General features: G+C 70.8%; 17 protein-coding genes. 12 read left to right on the plus strand and 5 right to left on the minus strand.

The features are described 5' to 3' along the window. The 5 genes from ACIPSE_RS09035 to cimA all read left to right on the plus strand — a co-directional run bounded on the left by ACIPSE_RS09035 (nucleotide 1) and on the right by cimA (nucleotide 6,655). A complete protein-coding gene (locus tag ACIPSE_RS09035) occupies nucleotides 1-1,686 on the plus strand; it encodes an urease subunit alpha (RefSeq protein WP_401659266.1) in 1,686 nt (561 codons plus the stop codon). Nucleotides 1,687-1,694: 8 nt separating this feature from the next. Then, entirely contained in the window at nucleotides 1,695-2,711 is a 1,017-nt protein-coding gene (locus tag ACIPSE_RS09040; protein WP_401659268.1) for an agmatine/peptidylarginine deiminase, read from the plus strand. Between the two features lie 43 nt (nucleotides 2,712-2,754). After that, the gene (locus ACIPSE_RS09045; RefSeq protein ID WP_401659271.1) at nucleotides 2,755-3,354 is read left to right on the plus strand and encodes a TetR/AcrR family transcriptional regulator; all 600 of its coding nucleotides are present in this window, start codon (nucleotides 2,755-2,757) and stop codon (nucleotides 3,352-3,354) included. A 126-nt stretch (nucleotides 3,355-3,480) separates the two neighbouring features. Next, nucleotides 3,481-4,740 (plus strand): TolB family protein, encoded by a 1,260-nt coding sequence (locus tag ACIPSE_RS09050; protein WP_401659274.1) that lies wholly within the window; start codon nucleotides 3,481-3,483, stop codon nucleotides 4,738-4,740. Nucleotides 4,741-5,050: 310 nt separating this feature from the next. Further along, nucleotides 5,051-6,655, plus strand: coding sequence for a citramalate synthase (cimA, locus tag ACIPSE_RS09055; protein WP_401659277.1), 1,605 nt, complete (start codon nucleotides 5,051-5,053; stop codon nucleotides 6,653-6,655). Nucleotides 6,656-6,670: 15 nt separating this feature from the next. Here cimA and ACIPSE_RS09060 read toward each other — a convergent pair whose 3' ends face one another. The 4 genes from ACIPSE_RS09060 to ACIPSE_RS09075 are packed head-to-tail and all read right to left on the minus strand — an operon-like array spanning nucleotide 6,671 to nucleotide 8,278. Further along, entirely contained in the window at nucleotides 6,671-7,129 is a 459-nt protein-coding gene (locus tag ACIPSE_RS09060; RefSeq protein ID WP_401659280.1) for a hypothetical protein, read from the minus strand. Further along, nucleotides 7,126-7,278 carry a hypothetical protein gene (locus ACIPSE_RS09065; RefSeq protein ID WP_401659283.1) on the minus strand — a complete coding sequence of 51 codons (153 nt, stop codon included), beginning with the start codon at nucleotides 7,276-7,278 and terminating at the stop codon, nucleotides 7,126-7,128. The genes ACIPSE_RS09060 and ACIPSE_RS09065 overlap by 4 nt, the downstream gene beginning before the upstream one ends. Nucleotides 7,279-7,286: 8 nt before the next feature. Continuing rightward, nucleotides 7,287-7,475 (minus strand): DUF397 domain-containing protein, encoded by a 189-nt coding sequence (locus ACIPSE_RS09070; protein WP_401659285.1) that lies wholly within the window; start codon nucleotides 7,473-7,475, stop codon nucleotides 7,287-7,289. Continuing rightward, the gene (locus ACIPSE_RS09075) at nucleotides 7,475-8,278 is read right to left on the minus strand and encodes a helix-turn-helix domain-containing protein (protein ID WP_401659288.1); all 804 of its coding nucleotides are present in this window, start codon (nucleotides 8,276-8,278) and stop codon (nucleotides 7,475-7,477) included. The genes ACIPSE_RS09070 and ACIPSE_RS09075 overlap by 1 nt, the downstream gene beginning before the upstream one ends. Before the next feature lie 112 nt (nucleotides 8,279-8,390). Here ACIPSE_RS09075 and ACIPSE_RS09080 point away from each other — a divergent pair, with 112 nt between their 5' ends. From ACIPSE_RS09080 to ACIPSE_RS09090, 3 genes are read left to right on the plus strand one after another with little or no spacing between them, the layout of a single operon-like run. After that, entirely contained in the window at nucleotides 8,391-8,825 is a 435-nt protein-coding gene (locus ACIPSE_RS09080) for an ATP-binding protein (protein ID WP_401659291.1), read from the plus strand. Between the two features lie 53 nt (nucleotides 8,826-8,878). Then, complete coding sequence (locus ACIPSE_RS09085) at nucleotides 8,879-11,875, plus strand: glycoside hydrolase family 3 N-terminal domain-containing protein (protein ID WP_401659294.1); 2,997 nt, start codon at nucleotides 8,879-8,881, stop codon at nucleotides 11,873-11,875. Nucleotides 11,876-11,921: 46 nt separating this feature from the next. Continuing rightward, a complete protein-coding gene (locus ACIPSE_RS09090; RefSeq protein WP_401659297.1) occupies nucleotides 11,922-13,295 on the plus strand; it encodes a hypothetical protein in 1,374 nt (457 codons plus the stop codon). Nucleotides 13,296-13,378: 83 nt separating this feature from the next. Here the strand turns inward: ACIPSE_RS09090 and ACIPSE_RS09095 are convergent, their stop codons facing one another. Continuing rightward, on the minus strand, nucleotides 13,379-13,984 hold the full coding sequence (locus ACIPSE_RS09095) for a YceI family protein (protein ID WP_401659299.1): 606 nt from the start codon (nucleotides 13,982-13,984) through the stop codon (nucleotides 13,379-13,381). A gap of 346 nt (nucleotides 13,985-14,330) precedes the next feature. Between ACIPSE_RS09095 and ACIPSE_RS09100 the strand changes: the two genes are divergently transcribed. The 4 genes from ACIPSE_RS09100 to ACIPSE_RS09115 all read left to right on the plus strand — a co-directional run bounded on the left by ACIPSE_RS09100 (nucleotide 14,331) and on the right by ACIPSE_RS09115 (nucleotide 17,167). Further along, complete coding sequence (locus ACIPSE_RS09100; protein WP_401659302.1) at nucleotides 14,331-15,914, plus strand: acyl-CoA carboxylase subunit beta; 1,584 nt, start codon at nucleotides 14,331-14,333, stop codon at nucleotides 15,912-15,914. Nucleotides 15,915-15,960: 46 nt separating this feature from the next. Beyond that, complete coding sequence (locus ACIPSE_RS09105; RefSeq protein WP_401659305.1) at nucleotides 15,961-16,152, plus strand: acyl-CoA carboxylase subunit epsilon; 192 nt, start codon at nucleotides 15,961-15,963, stop codon at nucleotides 16,150-16,152. Between the two features lie 96 nt (nucleotides 16,153-16,248). Then, on the plus strand, nucleotides 16,249-16,629 hold the full coding sequence (locus ACIPSE_RS09110) for a hypothetical protein (RefSeq protein ID WP_401659308.1): 381 nt from the start codon (nucleotides 16,249-16,251) through the stop codon (nucleotides 16,627-16,629). Between the two features lie 28 nt (nucleotides 16,630-16,657). Beyond that, nucleotides 16,658-17,167 carry a hypothetical protein gene (locus ACIPSE_RS09115; protein WP_401659311.1) on the plus strand — a complete coding sequence of 170 codons (510 nt, stop codon included), beginning with the start codon at nucleotides 16,658-16,660 and terminating at the stop codon, nucleotides 17,165-17,167. The last annotated feature ends 20 nt before the right edge of the window (nucleotides 17,168-17,187 follow it).

The following is a 17,187-nucleotide window of genomic DNA, read 5'->3' on the forward strand; positions in this document are numbered from 1 at the left end:
ATGGACCCGTACGCATACGCCGCCACCCACGGGCCGCGCGCCGGCGACCGGATCCGGCTCGGTGACTCCGGTCTCGTCGTCCGGGTCGAGGACGACTCCCAGCGCTACGGCGACGAGTTCCTCGCCGGGTTCGGCAAGACCGCCCGCGACGGACTGCACCTCAAGGCCGCCGCCGTCCGCGAGACCTGCGACGTCGTCATCAGCAACGTCGTGGTGATCGACGCCGAGCTGGGCATCAGGAAGGTGTCCATCGGCATCCGCGAGGGGCGGATCTCCGCGATCGGCCGGGCCGGGAACCCGGACACCCTCGACGGGGTGGACGTCGTCGTCGGCACCGGGACGACCATCGTCTCCGGCGAAGGGCTCATCGCCACCGCCGGAGCCGTCGACCCCCACGTCCATCTGCTCTCGCCGCGGATCATGGAGGCGTCGCTGGCCTCCGGGGTGACCACGATCATCGGCCAGGAGTTCGGACCGGTCTGGGGCGTCGGCGTCAACTCGCCCTGGGCGCTGCGGCACGCGTTCAACGCCTTCGACGCCTGGCCCGTCAACATCGGCTTCCTGGGCCGGGGTTCGTCCTCCCACGGCGCCCCGCTGGTGGAGGCGCTGGCGGAGGGCGGCGCCTGCGGCTTCAAGGTCCACGAGGACATGGGCGCCCACACCCGCGCGCTGGACACCGCGTTGCGGGTCGCCGAGGAGCACGACGTCCAAGTCGCCCTGCACAGCGACGGGCTGAACGAGTGCCTGTCCGTCGAGGACACCCTCGCGGTCCTCGAAGGGCGCACCATCCACGCCTTCCACATCGAGGGCTGCGGCGGCGGCCACGTCCCCAACGTGCTGAAGATGGCGGGCGTCCCGAACGTCATCGGCTCCTCCACCAACCCCACGCTGCCCTTCGGGCGGGACGCCGTCGCCGAGCACTACGGCATGATCGTCTCCGTCCACGACCTGAAGACCGACCTGCCCGGCGACGCCGCCATGGCCCGCGACCGCGTCCGCGCCGGGACCATGGGCGCCGAGGACGTGCTGCACGACCTGGGCGCGATCGGCATCACCTCCTCCGACGCCCAGGGCATGGGCCGCGCGGGCGAGACCGTCCGCCGCACCTTCGCCATGGCCGGGAAGATGAAGGCCGAACTGGGCACCCTGGACGGCGGCTCCGACCCCGGCCACGACAACGAACGCGTCCTGCGCTACATGGCCAAGCTGACCATCAACCCCGCCCTCGCCCACGGCATCTCGCACGAGGTCGGCTCCATCGAGACGGGCAAGCTCGCCGACATCGTGCTGTGGCGGCCGGAGTACTTCGGCGCCAAGCCGCAGCTCGTCCTGAAGGCCGGCTTCCCCGCGTACGGCGTGGTCGGCGACCCCAACGCGGCCACCGACACCTGCGAACCCCTCGTCCTGGGACCGCAGTTCGGCGCGTACGGCGCCACCGCCGCCGACCTCTCCGTGGCCTTCGTCGCCCGGGCCGCCCTCGACCAGGGCGACGACCTGATGCCGACCCGGCGCCGCAGGGTCGCCGTCCGCGGCACCCGCGGCATCGGCCCCGCCGACCTGCGGCTCAACTCCCGTACGGGGGCCGTCGACGTGGACCAGCGCACGGGACTGGTGACCCTGGACGGGGAGCCGCTGCGCTCCGAGCCCGCGGACTCCGTCTCCCTCAACCGCCTGTACTTCCTCTAGGACCCGCCATGACCTACCGCATGCCCCCCGAGTGGGCCCCGCACGAACGCACCTGGATGGCCTGGCCCGGCCCCAACCCCACCTTCACCGGCGACGAGGAACTCGCCGAGGCCCGTACCGCCTGGGCCGCCGTGGCCCGCGCCGTGCGCCGCTTCGAGCCGGTGACGATGGTGCACGGCCCCGGACAGGGCGCGTCGGCGCGTGAACTGCTCGGCCCCGACATCGAGTTGGTCGAGCGGGACCTCGACGACGCCTGGATGCGCGACATCGGCCCGACCTTCGTCACCGACGGTCGGCGACTGGCCGCCGTCGACTGGGTGTTCAACGGCTGGGGCGCCCAGGACTGGGCCCGCTGGGAGCACGACGCGAAGATCGCCCGGCAGGTCGCCGGCCTCACCGGCGTCCCGGTCCTGAGCAGCACCCTCGTCAACGAGGGCGGCGGCATCCACGTCGACGGCGAGGGCACGGTCCTGCTGACCGAGACCGTGCAGCTCGGCGCCGGACGCAACCCCGGCCGGACGCGCGAGGAGGTCGAGACGGAGATCCACGCCCAGCTCGGCACCACCAAGGCGATCTGGCTCCCGCACGGCCTGGCCGGCGACTACGGCACCTACGGCACCCAGGGCCACGTGGACATCGTCGCCGCCTTCGCCCGGCCCGGCACCGTCCTCGTGCACAGCCAGCGCGACCCCGCCCACCCCGACCACGCCCGCTCCCAGGAATACGTGCGCATCCTGAGCGCCGCGACCGACGCGCGGGGGCGCCGTCTGGAGGTCGTGGAGATACCCGCCCCCACGGTCCTGACCGACGACGACGGCGACTGGGTCGACTACTCCTACATCAACCACTACCTCTGCAACGACGGCGTGGTCCTGTGCGCCTTCGACGACCCCAACGACGAGGTGGCGGCGGACATCCTGCGCGGACTGTTCCCCGGGCGGACGGTGACGCTCGTGGACGCACGTACGATCTTTGCCGCCGGTGGCGGTGTCCACTGCGTGACACAGCAGCAGCCGAGGATCTGAGGCGGGCGAGGATCTGAGGCGACAGGAGCGACGGGAGCAGCGGATGGCCGGTGGGCGCAGACAGGCGCCGCCCCGTGAGGACGTCCTCGCGGCGGCCATGGAGATGATCGCCGAACTCGGCCTGGAGAAGCTCACGATGGCCGCGCTCGGCCGCCAGGTCGGGATGAGCAGCGGCCACCTCCTCTACTACTTCCGCTCCAAGGACGAGCTGCTGCTGCGGACCCTGGAGTGGAGCGAGGGCAGGCTCGGCGCCGAGCGCGGACGGCTCCTCACCCGCACGGGACCGTGCCGGGAACGGCTCGACGCATACGTCGACCTGTACGTCCCCGACGGCCACCGCGACCCCCACTGGACACTCTGGCTGGAGGTCTGGAACCGCTCGCAGAACGCCGACGACGACGCCCGCGAACGGCAGGCCGCGATCGAGGGCGCCTGGCACCGCGACCTGGTCGCCCTGCTCGCGCAAGGGGTGTCGCGGGGCGAGTTCCGCGCCGTCGACCCGGACCGTTTCGCCTCCCGGCTCCGGGCGCTGCTCGACGGCTTCTCCATCCATGTCGCCATCGGTCTGCGCGGCACCGATCGGGCGCAGGTTCTCGGCCACGTCCGGGAGTTCCTCGACGACGCGCTCCTCGCGGACGCGTGACCCGCGGCCCGGGTTGTACGCAATTCGGGGGATTGCGGTGGACTGTGGGATGCGATTGCCTCGTGGGAAGCCCTCGGCGCGGGCCGGGGGAGAAGCGTCACCACGGGGGAAACGATGTCAGGAGCTTTGCGGAGCACGGCCGTCGCGCTGATCGCGGGCGCGGTGGCGGTGACGACCGTGACGGTCGCCTCGGCGGCGCCCGGGCGCGGCGAGACGCGGCGGGTCAGTGCGTCCGCCGCGGGGGAACAGGCGACGGGGGACTCGCGCACCCCGTCGATCAGCGGGGACGGCCGGTTCGTCGTCTTCGAGTCGGACGCGGACGGCCTGGTGCCGGGCGACGACGACCACGCGACCGACGTGTTCCTGCGCGACCTGCGCGAGGGCACCGTCGAACAGGTCAGCGTGCGGGACGACGGGGGCGCGTACGGGCTGGCCTTCGACGGCGGGATCAGCGCCGACGGCCGGTACGTCGTCTTCCAGGGCGGCACGGGATCGGTGGAGGCGGGCGACTGGTTCTCCGGGATCTTCCTCTGGGACCGGATCGAGGACCGCACCGAGGTGGTCGGCCTCACCGACGACGAGCGGCCGGTGTACGCGACCGACCCCGTGATCAGCCGGGACGGCCGGTACATCGCGTTCCTCTCCACGCTCGCCGACCACGGCGACACCGGCACCCGCGTGGGGGCCGGCGTCTACGTCCGCGACCGCGCGCGGGGCACGACGCGGCTCGTCAGCGTCACCGAGCCGCCGGCCACCGGTGACGGGTACTCCTGGATCGTGGGCGCCCCCACCATGAGCGCCGACGGCAGCCGCGTCGCGTACACGATGAACCAGGCCAGGCCCGGGCTCCAGGGCGCCACCTACACCTGGGACCGGCGCACCGGCCTCAAGGAACGGTTCGACCGCGCCGACGGGCGCACGGGCCGCCCGACGTTCAGCGGGAACGGCCGGTACGCCGCCTTCTCCTCCGCCGCCCCCGACCTCGTGCCCGGGGACACCAACGGCACGGAGGACGTCTTCGTCCGGGACATGGTGAAGGGCACCGTCGCGCGGATCTCGCTCGGCGCGACCGGCGCACAGGTCGACGCCCGCTCCTACGAGCCGGTGATCAGCGAGGACGGCCACCGGGTCGCCTTCGTCTCCGGCGCCACCGATCTCGTCGCGGGCGACACCGCGCGCGGCCCCCTCTTCTCCCGCGACCTGCGCACCGGCCTCACCCAGCGGGTGACCGTCGCCCGGGGCGGCGGCGAGAGCGACTACCAGGGCTGGCCGGACACGGCGGTGAGCCGCGACGGCAAGGTGGTCGCCTTCGACTCCTGGGCCACGAACCTGGTGTCCGGCGACACCAACGACACCCGGGACGTGTTCGTACGGCGGCTGCGATGACCGGCACCGCGCTCGCATTCTGAGACGGGCGGGGAGCGCGGGGGCGACGTGTGCCAGACTGCCCCCGTGCTCTCGTTCGCCATGATTATTGGCAGCAGGCGCGCCGGTCCGCAGTGACCGCCTCGTACGACCAGGTACGGGCGGACACCGTCGTCCTCGACCCGCGCGCAGACCTCTCGCACCCGCGAGGGGTTTTTCGCTTTTCTGGCCCACCCGCAGCCGGAGGCGAGAGCGTGAGGGACCATGTGGGGACGGTGGAGCCGGTCATTCCGGTACAGACCGAGATCCAATCCTCAGGAGCCTTGACACCATGACCGCAACCAGCGAGCTCGACGATTCGTTCCACGTCTTCGACACCACCCTGCGCGACGGCGCGCAGCGAGAGGGCATCAACCTCACCGTCGCGGACAAGCTGGCCATCGCACGGCACCTGGACGACTTCGGCGTGGGCTTCATCGAGGGCGGCTGGCCCGGCGCGAACCCGCGCGACACGGAGTTCTTCGCCCGTGCCCAGCAGGAGATCGACTTCAAGCACGCCCAGCTGGTCGCCTTCGGCGCGACGCGCCGGGCGGGCGCGAAGGCGGCGGAGGACCCGCAGGTCAAGGCACTCCTGGACGCGGGCGCCCCGGTGATCACGCTGGTCGCCAAGTCCCACGACCGGCATGTCGAACTGGCGCTGCGCACCACCCTGGACGAGAACCTGGAGATGGTCCGCGACACGGTGTCCCACCTGGTCGCCCAGGGCCGCCGCGTCTTCGTCGACTGCGAGCACTTCTTCGACGGCTACCGCGCCAACCCCGAGTACGCGAAGGCGGTCGTCCGTGCCGCCTCGGAGGCCGGCGCGTCCGTCGTCATCCTCTGCGACACCAACGGCGGCATGCTCCCCGCGCAGGTCCAGGCGGTCGTCTCCACCGTCCTCGCCGACACCGGCGCCCGCCTCGGCATCCACGCCCAGGACGACACCGGCTGCGCGGTCGCCAACACCCTCGCCGCGGTCGACGCGGGCGCGACCCATGTCCAGTGCACCGCCAACGGCTACGGCGAGCGCGTCGGCAACGCCAACCTCTTCCCGGTCGTCGCCGCGCTGGAGCTGAAGTACGGCAAGAAGGTCCTGCCCGAGGGCAAGCTGCGCGAGATGACGCGGATCTCCCACGCGATCGCCGAGGTCGTCAACCTCACCCCCTCCACGCACCAGCCGTACGTGGGCGTCTCGGCCTTCGCCCACAAGGCCGGCCTGCACGCCTCCGCCATCAAGGTCGACCCGGACCTCTACCAGCACATCGACCCCGAGCAGGTCGGCAACACCATGCGCATGCTGGTCTCCGACATGGCGGGCCGCGCCTCGGTCGAGCTCAAGGGCAAGGAACTCGGCGTCGACCTCGGCGGCGACCGCGAGCTGGTCGGCCGGGTCGTCGAGCGGGTCAAGGAGCGCGAGCTCAAGGGCTACACGTACGAGGCGGCCGACGCGTCCTTCGAGCTCCTCCTGCGCGCCGAGGTCGAGGGCAAGCCCCTCAAGTACTTCCAGGTCGAGTCCTGGCGCGCGATCGTCGAGGACCGCCCCGACGGCAGCCACGCCAACGAGGCCACGGTGAAGCTCTTCGCCAAGGGCGAGCGCATCGTCGCCACGGCGGAGGGCAACGGCCCGGTCAACGCCCTGGACCGCGCCCTGCGGGTCGCCCTGGAGAAGATCTACCCCCAGCTCGCCCAGCTGGAGCTCGTCGACTACAAGGTCCGCATCCTGGAGGGCGTCCACGGCACCCAGTCCACGACGCGGGTACTGATCTCCACCTCCGACGGCACCGGCGAATGGTCGACGGTGGGCGTAGCGGAGAACGTGATCGCGGCGTCCTGGCAGGCGCTGGAGGACGCTTACACGTACGGGCTGCTGCGCGCGGGCGTGGAACCGGCGCAGTAGGCCCTCCGCCCAGGGTCATCCACGGGCGGGAAGCCGTTCCAGCCTCCAGATCCGGCGCAGCTCGTCCAGGACGCCGCGTGCTCCGTGCGGTGACAGGGGCAGTTCCTGGCGGGCCCTGGCGAGGAGTTCGAGGTCCCCGTCGGGGCGGCCGGTGGCCGTGAGACGTCCGGAGAAGTCGTCTCCACCGAAGATCTCCAGCACGGTCAGACCGAAGCAGACATGGACGGCGGCCTCTTCGACGAGCACACGTGGCTCGTCGGACAGGCCGCCGGTCTCGTAGCCCGCGAAGTCGGTCAGGTCCGCCAGGCGCCGGCCGTAACGGACCAGGTCACGCGGCATGCCGGCCGACAGGCCGTGGGCCAGCAGGGCGTACTGATCGTCGATCACGCTCGTCCGCGTCCGCAGGATCTCCTTGGACTCCCCGAGCGAGCACGGGGGCACATGCAGTACGTCGTCCAGGCTGCTGTCGGTCACACTCCGGTGCGGCAGACCGCGTCGGAGGAAGGGGACGGATCGCTCCGGCGGAGGCGCGTCAGATTCTCGTCGTCCAGGCACGCACGGACGAGACGTTTGTAGAGCGACTTCTCCGCCTCGCTCTGCCAGACGTACCCCCCGTCGCTCATACGCGCCTCTAGTCGTCCCCGCCCCGCCGGGCCAGGCCGAGGAACGCGGACCAGCAGCCAGGGGCGACGGTCAGGGTCGGGCCGGTGTTCTTGGAGTCACGGATGCGGACGGTGGCGGGGCCGGCGGAGACCTCTACGCAGTTGCCACCCTCGTTGCTGCTGTAGCTGGACTTGAACCACTGGAGTGCCGTGCTCATCAGTCTCCTAGCAAATCCTGCAGACAACGCATGCTCTCGCCTGTGGAGAGGGCCTGCGACCGCAGCATTCCATACTTCAGCTGATACTCCATGACGTCATCAGGATCCTCCACGAGGTAGCTCGCGCGCTGCACTTCCAAGTAGACGAGGGGCACGTGGTCAGGCGTTTCGAGCAGGGTCATCGGGCCTGCGAGCCCGGCGTGGGGCATGCGGTCCATCGGCATGATCTGAAAGCTCATATGGACCGGCGTGGTGTACTCCAGAATCTGGCGCAACTGATCGCGCATCACCTGCTCGTTCCCGACCCGGCGGCGCAGGATGCTCTCTTCCAGGATGAAGTGGCCCACGGGAGGCTTTTCCCGTTGCCAGATCAACTGCCGTTCCATGCGGGCGTTCACCCATTGCTCCGACTTCTCGCTGCCCAGCGCCGGATAGCGGGAGTCGAAGGTCGCCAGACAGTACTCCCTGGTCTGGAGAAGTCCGGGCACCAGCTGGGTCTCGTAGGAGAGCAAGGAGAGAGCCTCCTGTTCATGCCCCACCAACGACTGCGCGAACTGCACCACCTTCTCCCGCACCGGCATCTGATCCACCAGCACGGCCAACGCCCCGCCCGTGCCCAGCAGTTCGTCGAACTGATCCGCCCGGTCCGGCTGTAGTGCCAGCCTTCCCTGCTCGACCGAGGCCACCGTGTCCACGCTGATGCTCGCCCGCTCGGCGAGCTGTTCCTGTGTCAGACGGGCCCGCTTGCGAAAGTGGGCCACGAGCGTCCCGACCGCCTGCCACGAACCGACCTTCTTCGCCATGGCCAACCTCTTCCCCCGGCCGTACCCCGAGTCCTCGTAGTGAGGTCGTAGTGATCAGAACTACGACCTCACTCACTGCCTCACCGTAGTCACTATCTGTGACATTCGTCCGGTGAACACCGAAGCCCCGCTCCTTCACGCCCGCACCGCCCTCTACCCCCGAGACCGCAGGTCGGTGGCCGCGGCCAGGGCGCTGGCCCGTGCCGCCCTCGCCGACTGGGGTCTGACCCGCCGGAGCGACGACGTACTGCTCTGTGTGAGCGAACTCGCCACGAACGCGGTGCTGCACGGCGTTCCGCCCGGTCGTCGCTTCCGGCTGGGGCTGTCCGTCGGGGGTGAGGGGACGCTCCGGGTGGAGGTGAGCGACAGCGGGGCGGGCGAGCCTCGCGGCCGTGAGCCCGGGGCGGGCGACGAGCACGGGCGAGGGCTGTTGCTCGTGGCCGGGACGGCGGACCGGTGGGGCGTCGAGGAGCAGGATCCCGGCAAGACCGTGTGGTGTGAATTCGCGCTGCCGGATGCCTTGACTGCCTCCAGGGGCGCCAGTTAACTCACGCCGTGATCTAAGTCGAAAGTGGAGTATGAGAGCCGAAGGGACGTTCCATGCGAAGAACCGCCCTGTTAGCCTCCGCCACCCTGCTCGCCGCGTTGGTCCCGCTGTCGACGGCCGCCCGCGCCGCCGACGATCCCGCGCCCACCCCCGTCGACCGCTTCGAGGGCGAGGTCCCCTTCGCCGCGCAGCCCGCCGAGGGCATCTTCACCTGGGGCGGCGACAGTGACGATCCACCCGCCCTCGCCCTCACCGCCAGACCGGACGCCCCCGAGGGCGAGAAGGTCCTGACCGGCACCTACGACATCAGCGGCTACGGCGGATTCACCCACGACTACGCCGCCGCCGAGCCCGCCCACGACTGGTCCGGCCACCAGGGCATCCGCTTCTGGTGGGACGGTCGTGGCAACGGGAAGAAGATCGCCTTCGAGATCAAGGACGGCGGTGCCCACGGCGAGGCGTCCGAACTCTGGACGACGTCCTTCACCGACGACTTCACCGGCTGGAAGCAGATCGAGATCCCGTTCACGGACTTCGCCTACCGCACCGACTACCAGCCCGTCGGCGGCATCGACCAGGTCCTCGGGCTGACGCAGATGTGGGGGTACGCGCTCACCCTCCCCGTCGGCTCGCCCGGTGACTTCGCCATGGACGGCGTCGAGTTGTACGGCAGGGCCGATCAATCCCTGCGCGCCGCGGTCACCACCGACGCGGCCGTCCACCCCGTCGACGAGGGCGGCACGGCGACCGTGAAGGTCACCCTCGCCACCACCGGCTCCGCCCCCGTCGACGAACCGGTGACCGTCGCCTACGAGACGGCCGGCGGCACCGCCTCCGCCTCCGACTACACCGCCGTCAAGGGGGAGTTCACCTTCCCCGCGGGCACCGCCTCCGGCACCACGCGCACCATCCGGGTCCACACCCTCAAGGACAAGACGGCCGAGTCCGCCGAGACGATCCCGCTCAAGCTCACGGTCACCGGCGCCAAACCGCCCGCGGAGACCCCGCAGGTCGTCATCGACGCGCACGGACTGCCGTATCTGAACGCCAAGTTGCCGGTCAAGAAGCGGGTCGCGGATCTGCTGTCGCGGATGTCGCTCGCGGAGAAGGCCGGGCAGATGACCCAGGCCGAGCGCGGCGCGGTCGGCACCGGCGCCGACGTCGCCGCCTACGACCTCGGCTCCCTGCTCTCCGGCGGCGGTTCGACGCCCACGCCCAACACCGCCGAAGCCTGGGCCAGGATGATCGACGGCTTCCAGCTCCGGGCGCAGGCGACCCGCTTCCAGATCCCGTTGATCTACGGCGTGGACGCCGTCCACGGCCACAACAACCTCGTCGGCGCCACGGTCCTGCCGCACAACATCGGCATCGGAGCCACCCGTGATCCCCAACTCGCCTACCAGGCGGGCGCGGTGACCGCCGCCGAGGTCCGCGCCACCGGCATCCCCTGGGACTTCGCCCCCTGCCTGTGCGTCACCCGTGACGAACGCTGGGGCCGCTCCTACGAGTCGTTCGGCGAGGACCCGGCGCTCGTCGAGTCCATGGCGACCGTCATCCAGGGCCTCCAGGGCGCCCCCGACGGCAAGGACCTGAAGCGCGACGACAAGGTCCTCGCCACCGCCAAGCACTTCGTCGGCGACGGCGGCACCGAGTACGGCTCCTCCACCACCGGCAGCTACACCATCGACCAGGGCGTCACCAAGGTCACCCGCGAGCAGCTGGAGGCCGTCCACCTGGCCCCGTACCAGGACGCGGTGGACCGGGGCGTCGGCACGGTCATGCCGTCCTACTCCTCCCTCGACGTCCTCGGCGACGGCCAGGGCCCGGTCAAGATGCACGCCCGCGCCGACATGATCAACGGCGTGCTCAAGGGCCGGATGGGCTTCGACGGCTTCGTCATCAGCGACTGGAACGGCATCGACCAGATCCCCGGCGACTACACCTCCGACGTCCGCACTTCCGTCAACGCGGGCGTCGACATGGTCATGGCCCCCTACTCGTACAAGGAGTTCCACTCCGCGCTCGTCGCCGAGGCGACCGCCGGGCGGATCACCGGGGCGCGGATCGACGACGCCGTCTCCCGCGTCCTCACCCAGAAGTTCAAGCTGGGCCTGTTCGAGAAGCCGTACGCCGACACCAGCGGCGCCGACGGCATCGGCTCCGCCGCGCACCGCGCCGTGGCCAGGAAGGCGGCGGCCGAGTCGCAGGTCCTGCTGAAGAACGCCGGCGGCGTACTGCCGCTGAAGAAGTCCCAGAAGGTGTACGTCGCCGGGTCCAACGCCGACGACATCGGCAACCAGGCCGGCGGTTGGACCGTCACCTGGCAGGGCTCCTCCGGCGACATCGTCCCCGGCACGACGATCCTGGAGGCGATGCGCGAGAACACGCCCGGACTGACGTACTCCAAGGACGCCTCCGCGCCGACCGACGGCTATGACGTGGGTGTCGTGGTCGTCGGCGAGACCCCCTACGCCGAGGGCGTCGGCGACGTCGGCAACGGCAACGACCTCGTCCTGAGCCCCGCGGACAAGGCGGCCGTCGACACGGTGTGCGCGGCGATGAAGTGCGCCGTGCTCGTCGTCTCCGGTCGCCCGCAGCTCATCGGCGACCAGCTCGGCTCCATCGACGCCCTGGTGGCGTCCTGGCTGCCCGGCACCGAGGGCGGCGGCGTCGCCGACGTGCTGTACGGCAAGCGCCCCTTCACCGGACAGCTCCCCGTCACCTGGCCCAGGTCGGAGGCCCAGCTGCCGATCAACGTCGGCGACACGGCGTACGACCCGCAGTTCCCGTACGGCTGGGGCCTGACCACCCTGACGAAGATCCCGGACGCGGGAACGCTGAAGGCGCTCGGGGTCGCCGCGACGCTCGCCGAGCGGACCGGCAGCGACGAGGCCGGCCGGGCGATCGTCGGGAAGGCGCGGCTCATCGTCCAGCAGAAAGGCGTCGGCGCCGGGCTCGCCAAGCCCTTCGCCGAGGCCGACCACCTGCTGCTCACCGGCAGGTACGGAAAGGCGGTGCAGAAGCTCATCGAGGCGTACAAGGCGGGCTGACCTGCACTGATCTGCTGCTTCGGGAGGCTTCGGGTAGTTTCGGGGTATGACGTCCGTACCCCGGATCCGGAGCCTCCCCGGGCTGCTTGCCGCCCTGGTCATCGGCTTCCTCGCCGTGACCGCGCCCCAGGCACGGGCGGCCACCGACCTCTCCACGATCGCCGAGGCGCTGCGCGACAGCCCGGTGTACGTCGATCCTGCGGCCTCCGACCAGTTGTCGCGGGCCGACGCGGACGACCTGGCCCAGAAGATCAAGGACGCCGACAAACCCCTGTTCATCGCCGTCCTGCCCGCCGGCTACCCGACCGCGGACCTCTTCACCGACCTGCGCACCGCCACCGGCGTCACCGGCCTGTACGGCGTCCGCCTCGGCGACCGGTTCGACGCCCGCGCCGACTCCGCGGTCATGTCCGCGACCGCCCGGCAGAACCTCGTCCGCAGCGTCCAGGGCGAGGACGCCAAGGCGCAGCTCACCGACTTCACCGACCGCGCCCTGGCCAACATGGGCGGCTCGGCTCCCGCGAGCTGGGGCTCCTCGTCCGGCGGGGACGACGTCCCGGCCGGCGCGCTGATCGGCGTGGGCGCCGTCGTGGTGGCCGGGGGAGCGGGCGCGTACGCCGTCGTCCGCCGCAACCGGCGCCGCCGCGAGGAGGAGCAGAGGGCCGCGCTGGACAAGCTCAGGGTGGTCGTCGACGAGGACATCACGGCCTTCGGCGAGGAACTGGACCGCCTCGACTTCCACCCGTCCGAGGCGGGCGCCGACGACGCCATGCGCGCGGACTACGAACGCGCCCTGGACGCCTACGAGCAGGCGAAGTCGTCCATGGCGGCGGCCGGCCGGCCCGAGGACGTCCGCGCCGTCACCCAGGCCCTGGAGGACGGCCGCTTCTCGCTGGCCCGGCTCGCCGCCCGCCGCGAGGGCCGCCCGCTGCCCGAACGCCGCCCGCCCTGCTTCTTCGACCCCCGCCACGGCCCCTCGGTCACCGACGCCGCCTGGACCCCGCCCGGCGGCGCCCCGCGCGAGGTCCCCGTCTGCGCGGCCGACGCGACCCGGCTCGCCGACGGCCGCGACCCCGTCATGCGCGAGGTCGACACCGACCAGGGCCGCCGCCCCTACTGGGACGCCGGACCCGCGTACGGCCCCTGGGCGGGCGGCTACTTCGGCGGCGGCATCCTGCCCGGCCTCCTGATCGGCACCGTGCTCGGCGGCATGATGGCCACCCCGTCCTACGCCTCCGACTACGGCACCGGCTACGGCGACTTCGGCGGAGCCGCCGGCTACCAGGGCGGCGACGTCTCCGGCGCGGACTTCGACACCGACGACTTCACGGGCGGCTTCGGCGACGGCGGGGGCGGCGGGGACTTCGGCGGGGGAGGGGACTTCGGAGGCGGAGGCGGCGACTTCGGCGGAGGCTTCTGAGCAGCCCGGCACAGCCACCGGAAACGGCGAAGCGCCGGTGAGCCAGGGGAGGACTCACCGGCGCCGACGCCACCGCACAAGGGTCACGCGTTCTTGATGGCGGAGATGTCGAAGTTCAGCTTGATCTTGTCGGAGACGAGGACGCCGCCGGTCTCCAGCGCGGCGTTCCAGGTCAGGCCCCACTCGGAGCGGAGGATCTCCGCCTTGCCCTCGAAGCCGACGCGCTCGTTGCCGAACGGGTCCTTCGCGGCACCGTTGAACTCGAGGTCGATGGTGAGGGGCTTGGTGGTGCCGAGGATGGTCAGGTCACCGGTGATGCGGTAGTCGTCGCCGCCGAGGGCCTCCGCCTTGGTGGAGCGGAAGGTCATCGTGGGGTGCTCGTCGGTCTTGAAGAAGTCCGCGCTCTTGAGGTGGCCGTCACGGTCGGCGGAACCGGTGTCGATGCTGTCCATCTTGACGTCGAGGGTGGCCGTCGACGCGGACGGGTCGGAGCCGTCCAGGTGGAGGGCACCGCTGAAGTCCAGGAATTTGCCCTTGACGTTCGTGACCATGGCGTGGCGGGCGACGAAACCGAGCGTCGTGTGGGACGCGTCGATCGTGTAGTCACCGGTCAGGGCGGCCAGGTCCGGGTTCACAGCGGCGGGGGCGGCGGTGGTCTCGGTGGTGTCCTTGCGGCCGAAGATGCCCATGACGTGCTCCTAGAGGTGGTTGATGTTCAACATTCAACTAACCGAACAAGGACCACCGTAGACCTATTCCATTCAACTTTCAACATCATCCGCAGAGTGTCGGCGCGACTACGCCCGGACCGCCGTCCGCGCCCCCGCGTCACTCCGGGGAGGGCATGTGCGCCACGTGAATGTGAGGTGTCTCTCGACCGACGTCTTTGTGCGACCTCTACAAGCGCGACGCCCTCTGAGCAGTCGGAAGGCCTGCATCCTGTTGAGGTTCTGTTCAGGGGTACCAGGAAAACGGTCCGGAGACTGTACGGAGTCGACGGACCGCTTTCCTTGCTGTGCTTCGTAAGGTCACTACATGACCGTTTTGGATGACGTGCCGGGCGAGCCGACGGACGCACGCGGGCGAGTGGCCGAACTGCACGAGATCCGTGCGCAGGCGATCGCCGGCCCGAGCGAGAAGGCGACCACGGCACAGCACGCCAAGGGCAAGCTGACCGCCCGGGAGCGCATCGAGCTGCTCCTCGACCCCGGCTCCTTCCAGGAGGTCGAGCAGCTGCGCCGGCACCGCGCGACCGGCTTCGGCCTGGAGGCCAAGAAGCCCTACAGCGACGGTGTCATCACCGGCTGGGGCACGGTCGAGGGCCGGACGGTCTTCGTGTACGCGCACGACTTCCGCATCTTCGGCGGTGCGCTGGGCGAGGCCCACGCCACGAAGATCCACAAGATCATGGACATGGCCATCGCGGCCGGCGCGCCCCTGGTCTCCCTCAACGACGGTGCGGGTGCCCGGATCCAGGAGGGCGTCTCCGCGCTCGCCGGGTACGGCGGCATCTTCCAGCGCAACACCAAGGCGTCCGGGGTCATCCCGCAGATCTCCGTGATGCTCGGCCCGTGCGCGGGCGGCGCGGCCTACAGCCCGGCGCTCACCGACTTCGTGTTCATGGTGCGCGAGACCTCGCAGATGTTCATCACCGGCCCCGACGTCGTCAAGGCGGTGACCGGCGAGGAGATCACGCAGAACGGCCTCGGCGGCGCCGACGTCCACGCCGAGACCTCCGGCGTCTGCCACTTCGCGTACGACGACGAGGAGACCTGCATCGCGGAGGTCCGCTACCTCCTGTCGATGCTGCCGCAGAACAACCGTGAGAACCCGCCCCGCGTGGAGTCCACGGACGCGGCGGACCGCCGCGGCGACGTCCTGCTCGACCTCGTCCCCGCGGACGGCAACCGTCCGTACGACATGACGAAGGTCATCGAGGAGATCGTCGACGACGGCGACTACCTGGAGGTACACGAGCGCTGGGCCCGCAACATCATCTGTGCCCTGGGGCGGCTCGACGGCCAGGTCGTCGGCATCGTCGCCAACCAGCCGCAGTCCCTCGCGGGCGTCCTGGACATCGAGGCCTCGGAAAAAGCTGCGCGCTTTGTCCAGATGTGTGACGCTTTTAACATCCCGATCATCACCTTCCTGGACGTGCCCGGGTTCCTCCCGGGTGTCGACCAGGAACACGGCGGAATCATCCGGCACGGCGCCAAGCTGCTCTACGCCTACTGCAACGCGACCGTGCCCCGTATTTCGCTCATCCTCCGCAAGGCGTACGGAGGCGCGTACATCGTCATGGACAGCCAGTCCATCGGCGCCGACCTCACCTACGCGTGGCCGACCAACGAGATCGCCGTGATGGGCGCCGAAGGTGCCGCCAACGTCATCTTCCGGCGACAGATCGCCGAGGCCGAGGACCCCGAGGCCATGCGGCAGAAGATGGTCAAGGAGTACAAGGCCGAGCTCATGCACCCGTACTACGCGGCGGAGCGCGGCCTGGTCGACGACGTGATCGACCCCGCGGAGACCCGCGAGGTGCTGATCAAGTCCCTGGCGATGCTGCAGAGCAAGCACGCCGACCTGCCGTCCCGCAAGCACGGCAACCCCCCGCAGTAACCCACCGGTACCGCTGCGGAAACCTCTCTCACGGAGACTGTGACCTATGAGCACCCCTGACATCCGAGTCGAGAAGGGCCACGCCGGGCCCGAGGAAGTCGCCGCCATCACGGCCATCCTCCTCGCCCGTGCCGCCGCCCGTCCCACGGACCAGGCACACCCCACCACGACCCCCCGGGCCGGCTGGCGCCGCCTGGAGCGCGAGGGCGGCTTCCGCGCCCCGCACAGCTGGCACTGACAGCCTCCTCGAAGGCCCCGTCCCCCTCGGTGGGGGACGGGGCCTTCGGCGTGGGTGGGCGCGTCCCCGGCACCGGCCGTCTGGAAGGATCTGCGCATGCGACCTCACACCGGGCTGTTCCGTACACCAACAGCCCGGTGGGCGGTGGCAGTTGCGTGTACCGCCGTCCTGCTGGCCGGTTGCTCGTCGGACCGCCCGGCACACGCCGAGGAGTGGCAGCAGGACTACTGCGCCCGGCTGGGCGACTGGCAGCGGGCCGAGCACGCCGGAACGACCGGCGAGACGGACGACGAGCTCGCCGAGTCACTGGGACGATCGGCGGTCAGGGCCGCCCGAAGGCTCGACCGGGCCGGCCTGGAACTCGGCGGCACCCGTATCCTCGACGACACCGTCGACGCGGTCCGCGGCGCCACCGACGCGGAGGGCCGCGCCGTCTCCTACTGCGACAGCGCGGGCTTCGAGACCCTGGTCCGCTAGGACCCGTCCCCTCCGACAGGAAGAACTCATGGGCGTACCAAGTGACTTGGCGCGTACGGTCGCGCGGATCGACGCGCGGCTCGCGCCCCTCGTGAACCGGCCCGTGGACATCTCCGACCCCGACTGGGCGGAGAAGCTGCGTGCCGCGCCCAGTCCGTTGGACGAGGCCGGGGTCCGGGCCGAAGCCGAGGGCGCGCTGGGGGAGTTGCTCGACCTCTACGGGCGCGGCGACCCGGGCACCCTGACCGCCGTACGCCGACTCCTCGGCGCGCACCGGTACTTCACCGGGGCGACCGGCGTGCAGGGCGGCACGGCCCCCGAGGACTTCCGCCGGGAGCTGCTCTGGCTCTCCGCCCGGGACCAGGCCTGTGACGTCCGCGACGAACTGCTCCTGCTCGACGACCTGTGCCGGCGGGCCCGGGACGCGCGCATCGACCTCACGCCCCTGCTCCAGGAGGCAGCCGAACTCTCCAGCGACGAGGACCGGTTCGGGATGGGCTCCCTCCGCTTCCTGCTGCTGCTGCGCGCCGCCGGCTGAACCACAGCGTGAAGGCCGTA

Origin of the sequence: Streptomyces sp. NPDC090106 (genome assembly GCF_044747265.1) — a bacterium.
Taxonomy (GTDB): domain Bacteria; phylum Actinomycetota; class Actinomycetes; order Streptomycetales; family Streptomycetaceae; genus Streptomyces.